24 protein-coding genes and 1 pseudogene are annotated in these 17,053 nt (G+C 35.2%); 5 read left to right on the plus strand and 20 right to left on the minus strand.

Annotated elements, in window-relative coordinates:
• Window positions 1-489 precede the first annotated feature (489 nt).
• Entirely contained in the window at window positions 490-672 is a 183-nt protein-coding gene (locus tag ACODS7_RS07520) for an Acb2/Tad1 domain-containing protein (protein WP_419762053.1), read from the minus strand.
• A gap of 582 nt (window positions 673-1,254) precedes the next feature.
• On the opposite strand from ACODS7_RS07520, the gene ACODS7_RS07525 reads away from it, so the two are divergent.
• The gene (locus ACODS7_RS07525; protein ID WP_243169290.1) at window positions 1,255-1,725 is read left to right on the plus strand and encodes a hypothetical protein; all 471 of its coding nucleotides are present in this window, start codon (window positions 1,255-1,257) and stop codon (window positions 1,723-1,725) included.
• A 179-nt stretch (window positions 1,726-1,904) separates the two neighbouring features.
• On the opposite strand, the gene ACODS7_RS07530 is transcribed toward ACODS7_RS07525, so the two are convergent.
• The 15 genes and pseudogenes from ACODS7_RS07530 to ACODS7_RS07600 form a co-directional block, all read right to left on the minus strand.
• Window positions 1,905-2,441 (minus strand): dUTP diphosphatase, encoded by a 537-nt coding sequence (locus tag ACODS7_RS07530; RefSeq protein ID WP_065485656.1) that lies wholly within the window; start codon window positions 2,439-2,441, stop codon window positions 1,905-1,907.
• Window positions 2,442-2,565: 124 nt separating this feature from the next.
• On the minus strand, window positions 2,566-3,000 hold the full coding sequence (locus ACODS7_RS07535; RefSeq protein WP_086387931.1) for a hypothetical protein: 435 nt from the start codon (window positions 2,998-3,000) through the stop codon (window positions 2,566-2,568).
• A gap of 38 nt (window positions 3,001-3,038) precedes the next feature.
• Window positions 3,039-3,592: pseudogene (locus ACODS7_RS07540) on the minus strand (hypothetical protein).
• A gap of 23 nt (window positions 3,593-3,615) precedes the next feature.
• Window positions 3,616-3,846 carry a hypothetical protein gene (locus tag ACODS7_RS07545; protein ID WP_243169291.1) on the minus strand — a complete coding sequence of 77 codons (231 nt, stop codon included), beginning with the start codon at window positions 3,844-3,846 and terminating at the stop codon, window positions 3,616-3,618.
• Window positions 3,839-4,318, minus strand: a complete 480-nt coding sequence (locus ACODS7_RS07550; RefSeq protein WP_069355124.1) for a hypothetical protein — start codon at window positions 4,316-4,318, stop codon at window positions 3,839-3,841. The genes ACODS7_RS07545 and ACODS7_RS07550 overlap by 8 nt, the downstream gene beginning before the upstream one ends.
• A gap of 11 nt (window positions 4,319-4,329) precedes the next feature.
• Entirely contained in the window at window positions 4,330-5,283 is a 954-nt protein-coding gene (locus ACODS7_RS07555; protein ID WP_086387933.1) for a DnaD domain protein, read from the minus strand.
• Window positions 5,284-5,376: 93 nt separating this feature from the next.
• On the minus strand, window positions 5,377-5,715 hold the full coding sequence (locus ACODS7_RS07560) for a hypothetical protein (RefSeq protein ID WP_086387934.1): 339 nt from the start codon (window positions 5,713-5,715) through the stop codon (window positions 5,377-5,379).
• The gene (locus ACODS7_RS07565; protein ID WP_086387935.1) at window positions 5,648-5,863 is read right to left on the minus strand and encodes a hypothetical protein; all 216 of its coding nucleotides are present in this window, start codon (window positions 5,861-5,863) and stop codon (window positions 5,648-5,650) included. Before ACODS7_RS07565 ends, ACODS7_RS07560 begins: the two co-directional genes overlap by 68 nt.
• Entirely contained in the window at window positions 5,863-6,576 is a 714-nt protein-coding gene (locus ACODS7_RS07570) for a hypothetical protein (protein WP_243169292.1), read from the minus strand. The genes ACODS7_RS07565 and ACODS7_RS07570 overlap by 1 nt, the downstream gene beginning before the upstream one ends.
• Window positions 6,577-6,593: 17 nt before the next feature.
• Complete coding sequence (locus tag ACODS7_RS07575; RefSeq protein ID WP_488826328.1) at window positions 6,594-7,028, minus strand: replication terminator protein; 435 nt, start codon at window positions 7,026-7,028, stop codon at window positions 6,594-6,596.
• A 26-nt stretch (window positions 7,029-7,054) separates the two neighbouring features.
• Window positions 7,055-7,243: a hypothetical protein gene (locus ACODS7_RS07580; protein WP_001186272.1), complete on the minus strand. Its 189-nt coding sequence runs from the start codon at window positions 7,241-7,243 to the stop codon at window positions 7,055-7,057.
• 11 nt (window positions 7,244-7,254) lie between these two features.
• Window positions 7,255-8,007 (minus strand): Rha family transcriptional regulator, encoded by a 753-nt coding sequence (locus ACODS7_RS07585; RefSeq protein ID WP_086387936.1) that lies wholly within the window; start codon window positions 8,005-8,007, stop codon window positions 7,255-7,257.
• 14 nt (window positions 8,008-8,021) lie between these two features.
• Window positions 8,022-8,177: a DUF6906 family protein gene (locus tag ACODS7_RS07590; protein ID WP_243169293.1), complete on the minus strand. Its 156-nt coding sequence runs from the start codon at window positions 8,175-8,177 to the stop codon at window positions 8,022-8,024.
• A 14-nt stretch (window positions 8,178-8,191) separates the two neighbouring features.
• Window positions 8,192-8,464 carry a DUF771 domain-containing protein gene (locus ACODS7_RS07595; protein ID WP_000127561.1) on the minus strand — a complete coding sequence of 91 codons (273 nt, stop codon included), beginning with the start codon at window positions 8,462-8,464 and terminating at the stop codon, window positions 8,192-8,194.
• Window positions 8,465-8,466: 2 nt separating this feature from the next.
• Window positions 8,467-8,649, minus strand: a complete 183-nt coding sequence (locus ACODS7_RS07600) for a helix-turn-helix domain-containing protein (RefSeq protein ID WP_243169294.1) — start codon at window positions 8,647-8,649, stop codon at window positions 8,467-8,469.
• A gap of 269 nt (window positions 8,650-8,918) precedes the next feature.
• Here ACODS7_RS07600 and ACODS7_RS07605 point away from each other — a divergent pair, with 269 nt between their 5' ends.
• The 3 genes from ACODS7_RS07605 (at window position 8,919) to ACODS7_RS07615 (ending at window position 11,009) form a co-directional block, all read left to right on the plus strand.
• Window positions 8,919-9,341 carry a helix-turn-helix domain-containing protein gene (locus ACODS7_RS07605; RefSeq protein ID WP_000102963.1) on the plus strand — a complete coding sequence of 141 codons (423 nt, stop codon included), beginning with the start codon at window positions 8,919-8,921 and terminating at the stop codon, window positions 9,339-9,341.
• Window positions 9,342-9,356: 15 nt separating this feature from the next.
• Window positions 9,357-9,782 (plus strand): ImmA/IrrE family metallo-endopeptidase, encoded by a 426-nt coding sequence (locus tag ACODS7_RS07610; protein WP_069355118.1) that lies wholly within the window; start codon window positions 9,357-9,359, stop codon window positions 9,780-9,782.
• A 69-nt stretch (window positions 9,783-9,851) separates the two neighbouring features.
• Window positions 9,852-11,009 carry a site-specific integrase gene (locus ACODS7_RS07615; protein ID WP_243168370.1) on the plus strand — a complete coding sequence of 386 codons (1,158 nt, stop codon included), beginning with the start codon at window positions 9,852-9,854 and terminating at the stop codon, window positions 11,007-11,009.
• A gap of 19 nt (window positions 11,010-11,028) precedes the next feature.
• Here ACODS7_RS07615 and yhaM read toward each other — a convergent pair whose 3' ends face one another.
• From yhaM to ACODS7_RS07630, 3 genes are read right to left on the minus strand one after another with little or no spacing between them, the layout of a single operon-like run.
• Window positions 11,029-11,985: a 3'-5' exoribonuclease YhaM gene (gene yhaM / locus ACODS7_RS07620; RefSeq protein ID WP_069355116.1), complete on the minus strand. Its 957-nt coding sequence runs from the start codon at window positions 11,983-11,985 to the stop codon at window positions 11,029-11,031.
• A gap of 41 nt (window positions 11,986-12,026) precedes the next feature.
• On the minus strand, window positions 12,027-14,951 hold the full coding sequence (locus ACODS7_RS07625) for an ATP-binding protein (protein ID WP_029442056.1): 2,925 nt from the start codon (window positions 14,949-14,951) through the stop codon (window positions 12,027-12,029).
• Window positions 14,948-16,189 (minus strand): metallophosphoesterase family protein, encoded by a 1,242-nt coding sequence (locus ACODS7_RS07630; protein ID WP_243168369.1) that lies wholly within the window; start codon window positions 16,187-16,189, stop codon window positions 14,948-14,950. The genes ACODS7_RS07625 and ACODS7_RS07630 overlap by 4 nt, the downstream gene beginning before the upstream one ends.
• Window positions 16,190-16,397: 208 nt before the next feature.
• Between ACODS7_RS07630 and ACODS7_RS07635 the strand changes: the two genes are divergently transcribed.
• Window positions 16,398-16,583 carry a YhzD family protein gene (locus tag ACODS7_RS07635; protein WP_000539550.1) on the plus strand — a complete coding sequence of 62 codons (186 nt, stop codon included), beginning with the start codon at window positions 16,398-16,400 and terminating at the stop codon, window positions 16,581-16,583.
• A 27-nt stretch (window positions 16,584-16,610) separates the two neighbouring features.
• Here the strand turns inward: ACODS7_RS07635 and ACODS7_RS07640 are convergent, their stop codons facing one another.
• Window positions 16,611-16,973 carry a hypothetical protein gene (locus ACODS7_RS07640; protein WP_000582776.1) on the minus strand — a complete coding sequence of 121 codons (363 nt, stop codon included), beginning with the start codon at window positions 16,971-16,973 and terminating at the stop codon, window positions 16,611-16,613.
• Between the last annotated feature and the right edge of the window lie 80 nt (window positions 16,974-17,053).

Genomic DNA, 17,053 nt, shown 5'->3' on the forward strand with positions numbered 1-17,053 from the left:
CTTTTATCAAGCTGCCTAATGAAATAACCGTGTCTAACTTTTAGGGGTCACTTCAATATGTGTGCTCTTTTTTTATTTACTTTCAAATAAAAATTTTATCTAAATTCATTCACTAACCTTATACTTTGACATACAATAATAGTGCCTTTCTGTATAATGTGAGTTCGTCACTTTCGTTATAATTAGGTATAAGGAGCGCTCTTTTAGCATTTAAATGCACTATAAAGACCCTATATAAAACTGCACATACGTTCAAAAACATACATATACTAATCTGAATAGTCGTTACAGTACATTCACCTTCAGAGCGCTTTTCTCAAAAGGCTTTCTGTAATGTTCAAATAAAAATTTTATTAAAACTTTTCACCTTTTAACTGGACAAGCATATATTATTGTATGGAGGCATCCACTCATAGAAATCTACCTTTCTTGTTCAAGAGCACATATATTGTGCTCTTTTTTGTACCTAAATAAGGATTTTGTTAAAAATTAATTTCTTGCAATGTTTGCATTAGCCAAAAAAACAGCTTCTTCAAGTTTTGTTAAAGCTAATGATTTTTCACGACTATTCGGGTATGATCCATCTATCAAATTTGCGAATTGCAAAGCTTCATTTCTAATATCTACAAACTTCTCTGTTTGTCCCTCTTTCGGTGGATGATAAGTAAAAATTTTTTAAATTTGTTCTTTCATAATTTTTTAGCTCCTTTTCCAAAATTAAAATTCCTACTTACCTTTATTCTTTGATGACAGGCTCCATAATTCCAAGTAAGGCATACTATATTAAAAATTTACTCGTAAAAATCTGATTACGATCTTTTAGATTTCTACATCTCATAAGACATTCATCTACCGTACTAAGGGTGCATATAACATGCGCCTTTTATTTGTTGTTAAATAAGAATTTTGTTTAATTTCCATGAACCGTTTTATCCCATTTACATATAGTAACATCATCCAAGTGAATACCTAGATTGCTCTGGACCAGCCTCCTGGTGTTCCTTGTGTTCCTGTTACAAAAGAATCCGTTTAGCATCAGCGGGTTCTTTTATTTTTCTGTATAAAATCACTCTTTTATTGTGTTTTTAATTTACAGTACTGCTCTCAAAAAACATTCATATATATGTATTGAATGCAATTTGAGATCCCTCATATATCAAATATTTTTAAGAACTGACTCACCAACACAATTCAGTTTATCTTTACAAATGCATTAAAAATAAAATAGATACACAAAAAGGAGTTTGATTCTTTGTGAATGATCAACATAAGAAGAACTCAAAAATTCACAAACCGTGTCCTTGCTCTTGTCCATCTCCCACAGCTAACAGTTTAAACGTTGTTCAGACTACTCCAACAATCGTTTCTGTAAATTCTGCAATTCCACTAGATACCGTGGTACATTCTAATGGCACGGCAATCTCATTCACACCACCAACAACTGTTTTGCTAGAAGGCGGAAGAACCTATTTAGCAATCTATGAAGTGCAAGTAATGATTCAACCCGGAGGCAATTTCGCAGGTATCACTATGTATCTTAATAATAATGCCCTAATTGGCTCAGGCACTTCTTTAGGATACACTGCAGGATATACCTCTGTATCAGCACCCGCCATTTTTACTACACCTTCAGGTATAACAAGTACACTGACTGTTCATGTAGGACCTTATTCTGATTCATTAAATACTTGGGGGTTAACTCTTGCTGTTGTAGCATTAACCTAATAAAACCTTATTCTCTCTATATTAATTTTTCTTTGTATTCTTGTTGGAATCTTTTTAACTCGTCTCTTAGAACTTTGATATAACTACATATAAAAAGAAAATTACTTGAATTGATAGAACTAGTGAATTAGCTAGAACAATTGCTGATTCATCTTTTTTTGTATAAAATTCAAATTGGGTTAATAACCACCAACAAGACGATTAAAGTTTTCTTGATTTTTTTCTTTATACGCTCTCACAACGTCATCCCATGTAAAACCTGCAAATTCAATAATTTTATAGAATGAATCCATCATCATTATTAAAGGTCTTTTTGCACCAATAGAGTCCTTGTATTCGGCTTTTCCAATAAGATGATTTACGTTCTTGTCCATATGGAAGAACGCTTTATTAAAACCGTTTATTTTAGTTTCTGTAATATAAATTGTTCGAAGCAGATTTTTGATTTTAAAGTCCATAGCAACCGACAACCAAAAATGTAAAATATCAACCATTTCTTCTAAAAATGTATCGTTAGGTTGCTCAAATTTTGTGGACCACATTTTAAAAGAATTTGTTGCATTCCAAGCTTCATTCACTTCATTTTTTAGCGCATAAACCTTGTTATACAGCATGTCATAGCGAACATAATTTTCTTTATGTTTTGCTATGATATCCTTATCTAAAACCCTTTGCATTTGGAATAGTTCCGTTAAATCAATAAATCGATTTTTCATGTAATTTCTCTCCTACTCTTGAAACTTATTTATCTGAACGCTTTCTTTTGTTAACCTTATCTACCAATCTGAAGACAATCATAACCACCAATACACATAATATTGAAACTACAAATCCCATGATTTAACCAGCCATATCTTCAGCAAAGAATAGAATTTCTAAATTTTCTATCGCAACCCCATATATTTGATGCGAGTTCATGATTTGTACAGTCGCTCTATCGGCTATTACGTGTAAAACACGAGATGCATACACATCATCAGTTACCACATCACCAGAACGATACTCATTCGGCCCCCGTCCCTTTTGAGCAAATACACGTCTTAAACTTTCTTTGTTGATCTCTTCTACTGTTGCGTATCTACATTTATTTGCATGATTGTAGCCCCAATCACCATGTATCGCTCCTTCACATCCCCATGTTCCCCATAACTCTACTTTGTTGTTAAATGTATCTTTAATCACTCGTTTCACTTGTGCAATAACTTTGGTATCCTTCAATTCGCATACAACCCATTGACCAGCAGTTACTTTCTTTTCATCAATCTGTAAATCCATTTTCTATCTCTCCTTAATTAAAGATTTATGAATCCAAACTAATCAGCTATATAAGTTAACTTCCTGCGCTGCATCATTTCTTCTCTTGATGGAATAACCAACTTTGACCAAAGTGAAGCTTCTTTTGCCTTCTTTCCACATTCTGATCGTGTTAACACTGGAGTTGTTATGGCTTCTTCTACAGTCCACTTCAAACGTTTAACTCTGTCACGTGCCGTACTATAACTAATACCATTTAATTCAGCTTGTTCCGCTTGTCCATCAGTTAACACTTTGTTTTTACATTTTGAATTGGCTTGTTCCGCCAATTTTAATGCTTGATACTTATCTATAGGTGGCTTACTGATTGCATCAATCCCCAACCTTTTTTTATTCTTGCTGTATAAGTTGAATGAGAGATACCATTTTTCAAAGCTATTTCTTTAATGTTTTTCCATCTATTTGCGTTATATCTTGATGGTTTTGTCATTGCAATTTCTTTGTCCCATCCCAAATTTCTAATCCTACGTGTCAGTAATTCATTACTAATTCCATTCTTTGCAGCCGCCTCATATTCTTCTGGAGTTATATAATAATCATATGGATTCTGCATGAGTATCTTCTCCTATTCAATTGTTAGTTAAGTTCTTGAATTTCTTTTAACGATCTATTCGAAACTTCAATACTACGAATCTTAAAACTATAATTCTTACGATATTTTTCACGAGTTTTTAACGCCGCTTCTTCTTTCGTTTCAGCTTCACAAAATTCTAATTTAAATCCTGATTCTGTAACAATATCCACCCTGTATGTATCTATGAGTGGCTCGTAAATAAAATCATGATCTATTGTGATTTGTTCAGTCATTTGATTCACCTTCTATCGGTGAAAGCGTAATAATCATTTGTTGATCTAACACATTCCCTATCACAGCATTCATCCATAAGGTAGGATTCATTTTTCTCATTAAAAATTCGATGATTGTAATTAACTCTTCGGTAGATAAGAAAACAAATTCGCCTAAAGGTTCTTGATTGAACTTGCCTCCTCGTTTTTCAATCGTTAGAGCTACTTCGTTGTCAATCATGTATCTTTTTGCAGTTACTAAATCGAATTGACGGACTTTCTCGCGGCCGAATCCTGTTATTAATTCCTTTAGTACGTCATGAATGACACGAAAATCTAACACTTTTACTTTCTGTTCAAGCTGCTCTCTACACCGCTTGCATAAAGCCCTTTCCAAACCAGAAATATATATTTTACTCATATCAGACTCAGGAAAAGGATTTTCGCACTTATAACACTCTTCTCCAATTACATCTTCAAATGGATTTAACATGTAAATCGCTCCTATGATTTATATTTGTTTAGCACTTCTTGCAATCTCTCACGCTCTTCATCAATAGATTGCGAGTTTTGCTTTTCAATTTCTTTTTTAGTTGGCTCAACATCTTCACGTAACCAATCTGGAACAATTTCTTTTCTATTTGAACGACCTGGTCCCGAACTATTCAATCGCTTGTTCTTACTCATTTCAAAGCGTCTATCTAATGCCGCAACATCATCTAGTGTTTTTACTTTTTGTTTTTCCCAGCTTTTCAAAATAGCCTTAATATAATTCCATTTTGGTTTATTTTCATCAATGGCTTTGTGAGCAGCATGTTTAATTAATTCGCTACCAAATGAATCACAAAACTCTCCTAATTCCGTAATGGCAATTTCACTTAATGGAATGCCTTCATTTTTTAAAAAGTTATAACTGACCTTAAATTCTTCATCGACTAATACATGTGATTTCGATTCTTTATTATCATCATGATAATAATTAGTATTTTGTATATTATTAGTACTTAGTAAAGAATTAGTATTTAGTAGTCGGCATTTTTCCATAGGGTGGTTCGTCCACTCGGTGGTTTCACCATCATGTGGTTCATCCATAGGGTGGCTTTTCCACTCAGTGGTTTCACCACTAGGTGGTTTATCCACCCTATGGTTTTTGGTATCTATGGTTGGTAACTCATAAACAATGGTTTCCCAATGTGAAATTTTCCCTGTTTCTGAATTTTGGATTGGATATCTCTTCAAATACCCTGCCTTTTTCAACTCTTTTAGGGTACTTGTTGTTGTTTTCTCGCTATCCTTGGCATGTTGACTTAATTCAGTAGCATGAAATGTCCAATCATCCGGTAAAGAAAGCATGTAAGCCAATAACCCCTTTGCCCTCCAACTTAAATTTTCATCGCGCAAAGGCGTATTGTGTATAACCGAATAATTTGTATCCTTTTTCACTCGAAAAATACCCATATTTCCTACCTCTCCTATTTCCAAAACATCAATTAATTGTTATAATACGTATTATTATTTTTTCTTTAGGACCCGTTGCAGCGGGTTCTTCTCTTATGCATTCTTGCGAATTCTTTCAACTACTTCTTTTCTGCCACCAACCTTTTCAAGACGATCTGCTACACGAAAAACCTCTGCTCTTTCTGCTTCACGATCACTTTTCTGTTTCTTAAAAAACATAGCTGATAACTGCTTTGATATCTCTAAATCTCTTATACTTTGCTTCTGATAAGCGTTATGCAATTCAAGATACAAAGTTTTATTCCTTTCCTTATTTGCTTGGTTCATTTGTTTATATAACAGATGCAGATTTTGTATACACTCTCTACGCTCCTCTTCTAATTCCAAAGCCTTTTCTAGATGTTCCGAAAGAACTCGGCTTTCTATTCCCATTATCTAAAGCCTCCCTTTCTAAGCGATCACTTTCATCAAACTTTTGTTCAATGAAAATACCACCTTTATAAACTCCATACGCAAGTATCACAATCCCTAATCCAAAGATACAGACATTCGTTGTACTTTCTACCGTTGTAATATCCATTAGGCTAAAACAAACACCTTTTTAGACTCAATTTCTTGCGCCAACGCTTCGTTTAAATACTCTTTAATGTTATTCATCGCTTCTAACTTCCAAGCCCCACCATCAGCTTCAAACAAACCACAACGTGCACCTTCACGCATTCTGAACACAAACTTACTTTCTGGTTGTTCCACTTCAACAAATGTTCTATACGGGCTTAATTGCACTGGATTAGGTACTTTTGCATTCCCTCTACTCGCAACTCCTGTTTTAACTGTTACAGCTTGCGATACACCATCATCTCCAATTTCCTTAACATCATTTTCTACAACCGTACCTACTACCTGTAAAACAATGTCTCGATGATTGTTTTGTACAAAACCTGATTGCAATGCAATATTAAATTCTTCTCTGTCATAAAAGCTTCCAAAATTAAAACGTGGAATGGATGCTTGTGCTTCGATATAAGTACTTCTAGCCTTATCTCCATTAACCGCAGTAAAGCATCTTACCGTTGTTGGGTTTACAATATGAATCATTACAGCTCCTGTTGTGTCAAATTCTGATTTCACGTAACCTACTAAACCAGATAAACTACGAACAGTAATCTCTGCTGGTGTCGGTTCTTGCACAAGATGTAATCTTTGTGTTGAATAAGTTTGTTCCCCGATTTTATGTGTTTCAATCGTTCCAATCTCTAATACCTTTTCAATTGCTTCTCTTGTCATAGTCATTTTTATTTCCCCTTTTCTTAATTAGATTTACTTTTCATATAATCGATTACTACTGTTTGTTTATCAGCACCCTGATTTTGTCCCTTTTCTTCTACTTCTTCTACAGGTTGTCCAACATCTGTTTTCACATCACCCTGCAGATCCATATAAAACTGTCCCTGGATCCCGGAAGCTAACTCTTGACCAACTAAATTTCCGTTTTGATCCATATCTAATAGAATCTTAGATTCTACCGCTTCTGTTGGCGCTAGTTTCGAAGTGGCTTGAACTTGACAATTCCACACATCACGCTTTTTATCACCAGCAAACGAAAGGGTTAAAACAATCTTTCTTGCTTTTTTAGGATCAGTATTTAAATCTGCCATATTTTCCATTACGCGCTCAAACTCTTGATGAAATCTTTCAGCAAGTGCTCCATCAGCAAATGTATTTAAATCAATCATGACTTCCATTATTTCTCTCACCTAATCCTTCCTTCTTAAAATTCAACATCTACTTGAATATCAATGTTCATAGGTATTTCTTGCGTTACACGAATTGATTTTGGACTTACACCTTTTTGAATCAACTTTTTAACTTCTTCTTTTGCAGCTTCTTTTGTGTGAAACTCACTGATACCTGGAAAACCTGCGAAATTACTAGTAATCACTAAAATCTTTTGTTGCATGCTTGCTCCTCCTACTGAACTTCCGCCATATTTATTTGTGCATTTGTAGCTGTAATTTCTTCTTCTAAAATGATTGGAAGTGAATATTCTTCATTAATGATTTGAATCGCTCTATCTAAATGATGACGTTTAATAGCTTTATAACTACTAATCCCAAACTCTCTATGTAATTGACTATAAATATCGCTATATACTTTTTTTCTAAGGCTAACATCCCGATAAGCATTAGATTCCTTACCACCTAATAGAAGAACACCTAATTTTCTTACAACCTTTGATACCTCATCACATTCGATAGCATATAAAGGGGCGTTTTCTCGTAAATCCTTCACATCGGATTTAATCTCCTGAATTTCCTGGGTATGTCCTTCTAAAGCTTGAAACGTTAACTTTAAAACTCCCATTGGATCTGTAGGTATTTTTTGTTGATTTTGTATATGTTGCTTCATTCGTTTAAACTCTTCAATAAACTTGATTTTCATTTGAACAGCTTCTTTTGTGTTATAACTCATTACAACTAATGTAAAAGCTTCTTCTGTCAGATCGATTTTAGGATAACGACGCCCTCTATTTTCATAAGTTCGCTCCTTAAAATTTAGGAGTGAAAATTCATAACCTGCATACTCCATTTGAGTTCTGATATCAGCCATAACATTGTCATGACGTTTATTGAATACTTCCGCAATCTTCAAGCTATCTGTAACAACTTTTCCGTTGTTTTCAAATACTAGTGCTTGTTCGTTTGCTACTGTTAATTGATTCATGTTACTTCCCCCCTCTACAAACTCGGAATAATTTTAGTTTTATTCATATTACGATGTACCAAATGCAATTCATGATTTACTTTTTTAAAAATCAACCAATTATCAGGATTTAGATTGTATAATTTAATATGCATTTTTTCTTTTTTTTCTGGCCTTTTACCATTTTTCATTAATACTAACCTCCTTATAATTCATCAAAATACTTATTAAGAAATTCTTTCATTTCCTTCGCTTTAAATAACCAACGATTATTTTTTTGTTTAGCAAAGATCTGTACTCTAGGATCACAAACAACATATTCCATTAACCAGTCATAACTTCTACTTGTTTCATATTGAAGTCTTTTCATATCCCACCAAGTACCAATTCCCATATCAGCTAAACGTTCATTAACTTGACGAGAAACTTCTTTTTGCAAGTAGTTATCATCGATAATGACTTGCACTGTTGCCGTCATTACTAGATCTCCCCACTTTCCAATATTCGATTTATTTTTTCTTTCACTTTTTTACCTTCTCTTTTACCGTGTAAAATATCAGAGAGATATGGACCAGAAACGTTAAGCATTTTTGCTAATTCTCCTTGCTTCATCCCATTAACAAATAGCCACATTTTCACTTTCTTACCAAACCTTTTATCCATATCCACACCTCCTTCTATACATTTAGCTAATTTTTTAGCTTTCTATTGACTATTTCTATCCGATTAGATAAAATTAAGACATAGCTAAATAAACCAAATTAAATTACCTTTTAAACGTTGAGGGACGTGCTATAGAGGTTTAATTTGTAATGGTTTTGCGGCTAAATAATTAGCTTATGAACATAGTTTAATATCCAAACGGATAAAAGTCAATGATTTTCTATCCATTCAGATAATAAATGTTCTTAGCTTTATTAAGGGTGGATCAAATGTCTACATTCAACATAATTAAAAGTCTTGCGGATAAAAAAGGAATATCGTTATCTGATTTAGCAAAACAACTAAACATGGGGGAAAATTCTCTATATAAGTGGAAGACACAAAAACCTGCTGTTGATAAGCTGCAATTGGTAGCAGATTATTTTGAGGTAAGTGTTGATTACCTACTAGGTAGAACTAACAAAGAGTACTGGGAACTTACAGAGAAAGATGAAAAAGATATACAAAAAAAGTTAGAAGAGTTAATAGAAGATATGAGTAAAGCTGATGCTCTTGCTTTTTCTAAAGACTCTGAACCTATGTCAGAGGAAACTAAACAATTATTAATTGTCTCATTAGAAAACTCTCTTAGATTAGGAAAACAAATGGCTAAAAAGAAATTTACACCAAAAAAATACAGAAACGAAGAGTGATTGGAGTGGATCTAGTTGGTTTCAAAACAACAAATCAATTTAAAAATAGACGAACTACTTAGACGATATAACACCAGAGATCCTTTCCTTATCGCTGAAGCAAAAGGTATAGTCATTATCACAGAAGCCTTAGGGGATATTTACGGATACTACCACAAAGTGTCTCGTATCCCTTTTATACATATTAACGAACGACTTTCATATCAAAATCAAATCTTCACTTGTTTTCATGAATTAGGTCATGCTTTATTTCATCCAGATGAAAATACACCTAAATTATCCAAGGTGTCTCTTTGTTCTGAAATTCGTATAGAAGCTGAAGCAAACTATTTTGCAACGAGATTTCTTATCGATGGAAGTCATCATGATTACTACATACAAACAAAGCAAGAATTATTACAGCATTATGGAATCCCTAAACAAATGGATAGATTTATTTAAAATCTATTATATATTTTTACACAAAAACAGAACAAACATTCTCATTATATATAGAATGGAGTGATTAAAATGGCTAGTTTTAGAAAACGTAATGATAAGTGGGAATATCGGATCAGGTATAAAGAAATGGGGAAATACAAAGAAACCTCCAAAGGTGGATTTAAAACAAAAAAAGAAGCTCAATTAGCTGCTGCTAAAATAGAAGAAAAATTAGTAAATGGGAGCAATATACAGGACGGTAAAATAACTTTTAATGAATACCTTTACGAATGGTTAAATGTCTTCAAAAAAGGAAATGTAGCTCCAAGAACTTACATGGTCTACGAAAAAAACATTAGACTTCACATCTTACCTGTGTTTGGAGAATTAAAGTTAAAAGATTTAACAAGAATTAAATATCAAAAATTTATAAATAACCTATTAGAAAAGTACAGTAAAAAAACGGTAGAAACAATTAATGTCACAATGCACCATGCGTTAGATACAGCTGTTAACGAACTTGGGATTTTAGAAAAAAACCCAACTACAAAAATTAAAGTAAGAACAACTCGTGTTTCCTCAAAAAATGATGATATAAAATGCTACGATATAGATGAACTACACCAATTCTTAACTTACATCCTTAATGAGAAAGGAGGCTTTAAATACTTTTCTTTATTCATGTTTCTATCTCGCACAGGTCTCCGCATTGGTGAATGCTTAGCCCTTCAATGGGAAGATATTGATTTTGAAGAACAAAAATTATTCATCACCAAAACATTAATCACTACCAAGAGAAATGAAAAAATCTTATTCGGCCCACCTAAAAATAGAAGTAGTAAACGAACTATCTCTTTAGATTCTTCTACCATATCTCATTTAAGAAAAATGAAAATGGAGCAAAATAAAAACACTTTGAAGAACGGTAAATATTATAAAGAGTATAATTTTGTATTTACACATGAAGATAATTCTTGTATGCTACACCCAGCAACCCTAAAATTCTTACAGCAAGCTTGTAAGAAAGGAAATTTAAAGTACATTACCTTACACGGATTTAGACATACACATGCCGTTCACTTATTACAAAGTGGGGCAAACCTTAAATATGTTTCAGAACGTTTAGGGCATTCCTCTATAGACATGACTGCAAATGTGTATCTTCATATAACAAAATCTATAGAGGAAACTGCCGTAAACCAATATGACGAGTTTTTAAAATCTCGTGGGCAAATTATGGGCAAGTAACTTTAACAATACGCTAAATTCACTTGTCACGATAGGTTTCAAACTTAGGTTTATAGAACGAACGATTATCAAGTGCGAAGACACGCTCTGTGTATTCGCCTGGTTTTGTGCGTCCTAATGCGCGGTCCATCATGTTCATTTTTGCATCTAAGTTATCGATGTAGTGCAGAATTTCTGCTTCTTTTACTAATGGTGGTTTTGGGCTACCCCATTCTGCTTTTCCGTGGTGAGAAAGGACGATGTGTTGAAGAATTAATACTTCTTCTGCATCGATTTGCAATTCGTCTGCTGCTTTACCGATTTCGTTCACCATGATAGAAATGTGGCCTAGTAAGTTTCCTTCTAACGTATACGTTGTAGAAATTGGGCCAGATAGTTCAATTACTTTACCAAGGTCATGTAAAATAACGCCTGCATATAGTAAGTCTTTATCTAATGATGGGTATAGATTTGAAATAGCTTTCGCTAAATCTAGCATCGATACGACGTGATAAGCTAGTCCAGATACGAACTCATGATGATTCTTTGTCGCTGCTGGATATTCTAAAAATTCATTTTGATGCTTATTTAATAAATGTCTTGTTAGACGCTGTATGTTCGGGTTTCTCATTTCAAATATGTATTGCGTAATTTTCTCAACCATATCTTCTTTTTTCACTGGTGCTTTTTCAACGAAATCCGAGATGTCTGTTACTTCATTTTCATTCGCAACACGGATTTGTTTCACGCGTAATTGAATACGGCCTTTGTAATTTAAAATATCACCAGCTACTTTAACGATTGTTTCTGCTACATATTGTTTCTCAACTTCTGGTGATACGTCCCATAGCTTCGCTTCAATATCTCCACTTGGATCTTGTAAGATTACTGTTAAAAATGGCTTTCCATTACTTGCTAGACCTTTTGTCGCTGTTTTAATTAACAAGAAAACATCGACTTGTTCACCAACTTCATACTCTGCAATTTTCTTTTTCATTCGAATTCCTCCACCAAATCAGTTACTTTTAGTATAGCACACTACAACTCATTTTCTTTACGCATATGTGTTAATTTTATAATCTGTTTTTCTGTAAAATACGCAAGTAAATGCGCATGACATGTAAAGAATATGACTTGTCTATCCTTTGCAATTTCCTTTATTAGTTCAATCGTTCGATTCGTCCTTACCGCATCAAAGTGCACGAAACTATCATCAATAATAAATGGATAATCGTGTTCAAATGTTTTCGCAAGTGCAAATCTCAACGATAAATATAACTGCTCCGCTGTCGCTTGGCTTAGTTCATGACTGTAAAAACGCATACCGTCGTTACGCTCAACTATGAACGGCTCTGACTCTGACGGTGAAAAGATTTTACTATAGCGTCCGCCCGTTAAATACACAAAGTACTCTTCTGATTTTTGTAAAATACGTGGCAGATGCACTTCATGATAATATTGCTTCGTTTTCGTTAACACCGTTTTTGCGGCCGCATAAGCAGCCCACTTCTTCACTTGTTCACGCACTTGCGCTTTTTTCATTTCCCATTCATGCATTAAATCGCCATACGTACTACCTTCTTCTAAATTCGCAATTTCCATACGATGTTTCGCAATACGCTCTGTCAGTTCTTTCTCTTGCGCCAGGCAGTTTTGCACGACTGTCATTTCTCTCTTTAATTTCTCTTCATAACCGTCAGCTTCATAATGTTTAGCTAGTGACAAGCTCGTTAAACGCTGTTCCAACAGATCAATTTGCGGTAATAAACGCACTACTTGTTTCTCAGCATCTTCACGTTTTTCCGCCAGTTTACCTTCTTCTAAAAACATCTCTTCATCTGTAGCCTCTGCAATATTCCATAATGCATTTCGTTCTACTAGCAGTTGTTTCAATTGCTCTTGCATGAACTCATATTCTTCTTGCCATTCAGCTAGCTTCTCTTTCAGCTGCTTACAAGTTTGTCTCTTCTCTTTCTCATTTTGCATAAGGCTTTGCGCCTCATACAACTTACTATACTCCGCACTACCGATAACAGTTTCTAGTTTCTGTTCAAAATGCGAAATCATTTCATATAATGAAGATTTTCGCGTACCTTGCTTATCTAATTCACGATATAATTGCTGCATTTTTTCAATACGCTCAAACGCTGGCAATATGTGTGTATACGTATAAAATTCAGGAAACATATAGCGCGTTTTATATGCATCTACTTGTTCTCCCGCCTGGAACGTTTCTCTCTCCCATTCCTCATACGATGAAACGACTTTATCATAAGCTCGCTCCATTTGCTGCAATTTATAAGACTCACGCTCAAATAGCTTCCGAATCTCTTCATCTTTTTCTAACTGATAGCGCACAGACAGCGCTTCTTCACTTTGTCTCCCGCCAGCACTTTGCTGAAGAGTAAGAAGCTCTTCTTGTAATCCACTTGACGGATCTTTATATAAAACAAGGGCAAGAACAATCCCTACAAAAACAATAACACTAATAAATAAGAGCGGGCGGTTATCAATAAATAAACTCGTGAATAAAACAAGCGTGTTAATAAGAAGTAACAGAAGACAAACTCTTTGCCACTGCTTTTTCTTTTGCATAGCTGCTCCTGCTTTTTCCTCATACTTGCGCTTCATTCTCTCTGCGCCCATACCGATAAACGCCGCATCTTGGAACGATTTCTCTTTCTCAACTAACGTATTTCGCTCTTCATCCACTAACATTTGTTTCTGAATCTGTCTTATATTTTCTTCTTGTTCTTCTAATTGCTCTTGCGCTACTTTAAAACGATCATCAAGCTGTGCTTTTTTCGTTTCTAATTCACGCGCTTTTTGTACGGTTTGCGTAATTAATTCTTTCGTTGCCAAACTCATATCAAACGAAAGGACTGTTTCTTTTTCAAAAGTAGCACCGATTTGTTGTTCTAGCTCTGCGATTTCTTCTTTTATATTCGCAATACTTCCTGTCATATCACGCATTTCTTGGCGTGCATTTTCATACGACAAATGCTGCATACGAAGTTCTTCTACATAACTTTCTTTTTGTAAAAACTCTTCATCTATTTGAATCGAGTCAATTTCCGATTGCACCGTCTCTATTTTTTTGTGGAGCGAATCAACTTGTAACCTAAGCGGCTCCATCTTCGCCTTAATTGCTTCATAGCGCGCCGTTCCGTTTACAGGAAACTGCCCTTTTTCATTTTCTAACACTTTCTCATGCGCACGCTTTTCAATAACGAGTGGCTCAAGCGCTGCTAATATTTCATAATCTTGCTTTCGTTTTTCCGCACTCTCTTTCTCCCCGCGAACAGAAGCGAGCTTCTCTTCGCATTCTTTTAACTGCTGCACCTGTTTTTCATACGTGCCGATTTTCCCTTGCCACTCTTTCATCTTCTCTTCAAGTTTCTTCATCTCTTGCAGTGACACGTTAATTTCCGGTTTACGCCCACTCGGTTTAAAGCGTTGATCCATTTCTTTTTCTAGCTTTTTATCTAACTGTAATAGCGCATCGCTTCCGACTGCACTTGCTGAAAATAAATAATTGCCAATATCCGCTTCGCCGAGCTGATGAATATTTTGAAGACCATGCATATCAAATGAAAAGACCGATTCAAATAAACTTTCATTCACCCCGCTTAATATATCGTTTAAAATCTCCTCGCCGCCCGTTTTCCCGTCTTCAAAATAAACGATCACCTCGCCAGCTGCCGTCTTTGGCAATCGTTCAATTTTCAAACGGCCGTACTGCTCTGTTTGCACAGTCAGCGCACCGCCATACTTCCCGCCTTCTTTCGGCTCATAACGGCGCTGTCCTCTCGTCGGAAAACCGAACAGAATGCTTTTCATAAACGAGCGAATTGTCGATTTCCCCGCTTCGTTTTCACCGTATAGTACCGTCAGCAATGAAAGATCCATTTCCACATTTTCTAATTTTCCGTACCCATAAATATGGAGTTTTTCAATTCTCATTTTTTATCCCTCTCTTGCTGGAATAATTGCTCTAAAATAATATTTTCTGCTTCCTTTTGAATCTCTTTCTTCTCGTCTTCTGTAAAAGATTCAATACTATTACGCGCTACAGGAGATGTCCAAATCGTGCGCAACACGCCGTCCATATTTGTGAATGCTTCTAGCTCCTTTAGCACACTACCGACGAAATGATTTTCCGCTTTCAAACGTTCGATTTCCGCAAAAGAAACCGTCTCATTTTTCCACTTCATCGCATATACGAAATCTTTTCGCTCTTCGCCAGATGCTAAAATGTGAAAAATCTCTTCCACACGCTTTTCGTCACGCAAATAAGGAGAAAGTGGGCCCTGCCCTGTGAATACGATAGTTAAAAGCGTCCCTTCCTCTTCTCTTCGGCAATCATTCATCGTAGTTGACATGCTCGTCATAAGTTCATCAACAGTTTCAAGTCCATCAATACAAACTTCGATCTCATCCCATACAACATCTGCCGTATGGAAAAATAAACACTGCGTTCCTTGTTTCGTAAGTTCAATAAGGTACGCACCCTTCTCCCCTGTTTCCTTACGATGACGACCTTGTATGTTCCCTGGATAAATAATGTATGGCTCTTCTGATAAAATTTCACGTTTATGTATATGGCCAAGAGCCCAATAATCAAACTGTTTTTCTTTCAACTCACGAATTTGAAACGGTGCATAGCGATTATGCTCTGCATCTCCTTCCACACTTCCGTGAAGCATGCCAATATGAAAAGGCGCATCACTCATTTTCGTATACTGCGCTGTCATATTATCCGTTACCGCTTGCTGCAAATAACTAAACCCATAAATAGAAGCTAACAACTCACCATTTTTATAAAATGATTTCTCTTCTACATAAGGATCGGTAAACACATGAACATTTTCCGGAAACTCAATTGCTGCCCAGCTTCCCCCTAAATGATCATGGTTACCGTGAATAATAAAAACAGGGATATCGTACTGCGAAAGTCTCTTCATTTGCTCACGCACAAACACTTGCGCCCTCAAACTTCTCGTCTCCGCATCATACAAATCCCCAGCTAGTAATACGAAATCAACGCGCTCTTGAATCGCTTTATCAACAATACGTTCAAATGATTCGAACGTACTTTGCTTCATTCTCTCCCAAACAGACTGCGATACATTCATCTCCATCCCTTTAAACGGACTATCCAAATGCAAATCAGCCGCATGTATAAACTTTACTTGTTTCACAAATAACGATCCTTTCTATCTTTCAAAAGTTTCATTTTATTAAAATTAACATCGCTGAAAACTAATAATCATCGAGAATAAAAATATTCTCAGTGATTAAAGTTTCATTCTATTTTACCACGCAATGTCATATATTTCTTTGCATATTGTAGCGTTTTATGTCAAAATAATTATAAGATTCTGATTTTAATTATTGGAGGGAATTTTCATGGGAGTATACGTTCTAACAGTCTTTGAAAAAGATGGTTCAAAAGCATTAGACGAATCATTCGAGGCGGCAACTGAAAAAGAAGCGAAAGCAAAAGGTGAATCTATTTTACAAGAAAAAGGATTGCACGAAAAAACACATCGCTGTACATCTTCTGCAGGTAAGCTCGTTTTATTCCAGCGCTAAAAAAAAGAAGCGTCATCCGCTTCTTTTTCACTCTACTATATCTTCGTCACACCACGTAAACACCACATCTAGAATGCGATTACCGATACGTACGCGTTTATTCCATTTACCTGTTTGGATCTGATGCTGCAATTCAGCTTTCATCTTTTCCGTCCAGTCGTGAATCGTTTCACTACCGTCGTACGGATATACGCCTGGAAACTCTTCCTGCAGTAGATGCAAGCTCTCTGCATCAAAATGAAAATGGAAGAAGTAGTTTGCTGTAAGCGATGGTTCTTGCAATCGTAAAAAATGATCATCAATTTGCTTTCTATTTCTATAGAAAGTAAAGATATTCACTTTACCACTCGTAATTTGGTCAATTTGAATTTCGTGCTTCTCTATAATCACGTCTTGTCCACCTCGTTGTATACTATCTTTAGTATATATGTCTTTTGCAACAAAGTTAACCATTTTCGCGCGAAATTCAT

It is taken from the genome of Bacillus sp. FG16 (assembly GCF_057809515.1).

Coding starts and splice junctions, on each gene's coding strand:
- ACODS7_RS07580 (WP_001186272.1), bottom strand. CDS start 7,243: ATGCAACAAAAGATTTTAGTGATTACTAGTAATTTCGCAGGTTTTCCA.
- ACODS7_RS07535 (WP_086387931.1), bottom strand. CDS start 3,000: ATGGATTTACAGATTGATGAAAAGAAAGTAACTGCTGGTCAATGGGTT.
- ACODS7_RS07530 (WP_065485656.1), bottom strand. CDS start 2,441: ATGAAAAATCGATTTATTGATTTAACGGAACTATTCCAAATGCAAAGG.
- ACODS7_RS07605 (WP_000102963.1), top strand. CDS start 8,919: ATGTCTACATTCAACATAATTAAAAGTCTTGCGGATAAAAAAGGAATA.
- ACODS7_RS07575 (WP_488826328.1), bottom strand. CDS start 7,028: ATGGAAGTCATGATTGATTTAAATACATTTGCTGATGGAGCACTTGCT.
- ACODS7_RS07550 (WP_069355124.1), bottom strand. CDS start 4,318: ATGTTAAATCCATTTGAAGATGTAATTGGAGAAGAGTGTTATAAGTGC.
- ACODS7_RS07600 (WP_243169294.1), bottom strand. CDS start 8,649: ATGGATAAAAGGTTTGGTAAGAAAGTGAAAATGTGGCTATTTGTTAAT.
- ACODS7_RS07595 (WP_000127561.1), bottom strand. CDS start 8,464: ATGACGGCAACAGTGCAAGTCATTATCGATGATAACTACTTGCAAAAA.
- ACODS7_RS07615 (WP_243168370.1), top strand. CDS start 9,852: ATGGCTAGTTTTAGAAAACGTAATGATAAGTGGGAATATCGGATCAGG.
- ACODS7_RS07590 (WP_243169293.1), bottom strand. CDS start 8,177: ATGAAAAATGGTAAAAGGCCAGAAAAAAAAGAAAAAATGCATATTAAA.
- ACODS7_RS07565 (WP_086387935.1), bottom strand. CDS start 5,863: ATGGATATTACAACGGTAGAAAGTACAACGAATGTCTGTATCTTTGGA.
- ACODS7_RS07570 (WP_243169292.1), bottom strand. CDS start 6,576: ATGACTATGACAAGAGAAGCAATTGAAAAGGTATTAGAGATTGGAACG.
- ACODS7_RS07545 (WP_243169291.1), bottom strand. CDS start 3,846: ATGACTGAACAAATCACAATAGATCATGATTTTATTTACGAGCCACTC.
- ACODS7_RS07625 (WP_029442056.1), bottom strand. CDS start 14,951: ATGAGAATTGAAAAACTCCATATTTATGGGTACGGAAAATTAGAAAAT.
- ACODS7_RS07560 (WP_086387934.1), bottom strand. CDS start 5,715: ATGGGAATAGAAAGCCGAGTTCTTTCGGAACATCTAGAAAAGGCTTTG.
- ACODS7_RS07585 (WP_086387936.1), bottom strand. CDS start 8,007: ATGAATCAATTAACAGTAGCAAACGAACAAGCACTAGTATTTGAAAAC.
- ACODS7_RS07555 (WP_086387933.1), bottom strand. CDS start 5,283: ATGGGTATTTTTCGAGTGAAAAAGGATACAAATTATTCGGTTATACAC.
- yhaM (WP_069355116.1), bottom strand. CDS start 11,985: ATGAAAAAGAAAATTGCAGAGTATGAAGTTGGTGAACAAGTCGATGTT.
- ACODS7_RS07635 (WP_000539550.1), top strand. CDS start 16,398: ATGGGAGTATACGTTCTAACAGTCTTTGAAAAAGATGGTTCAAAAGCA.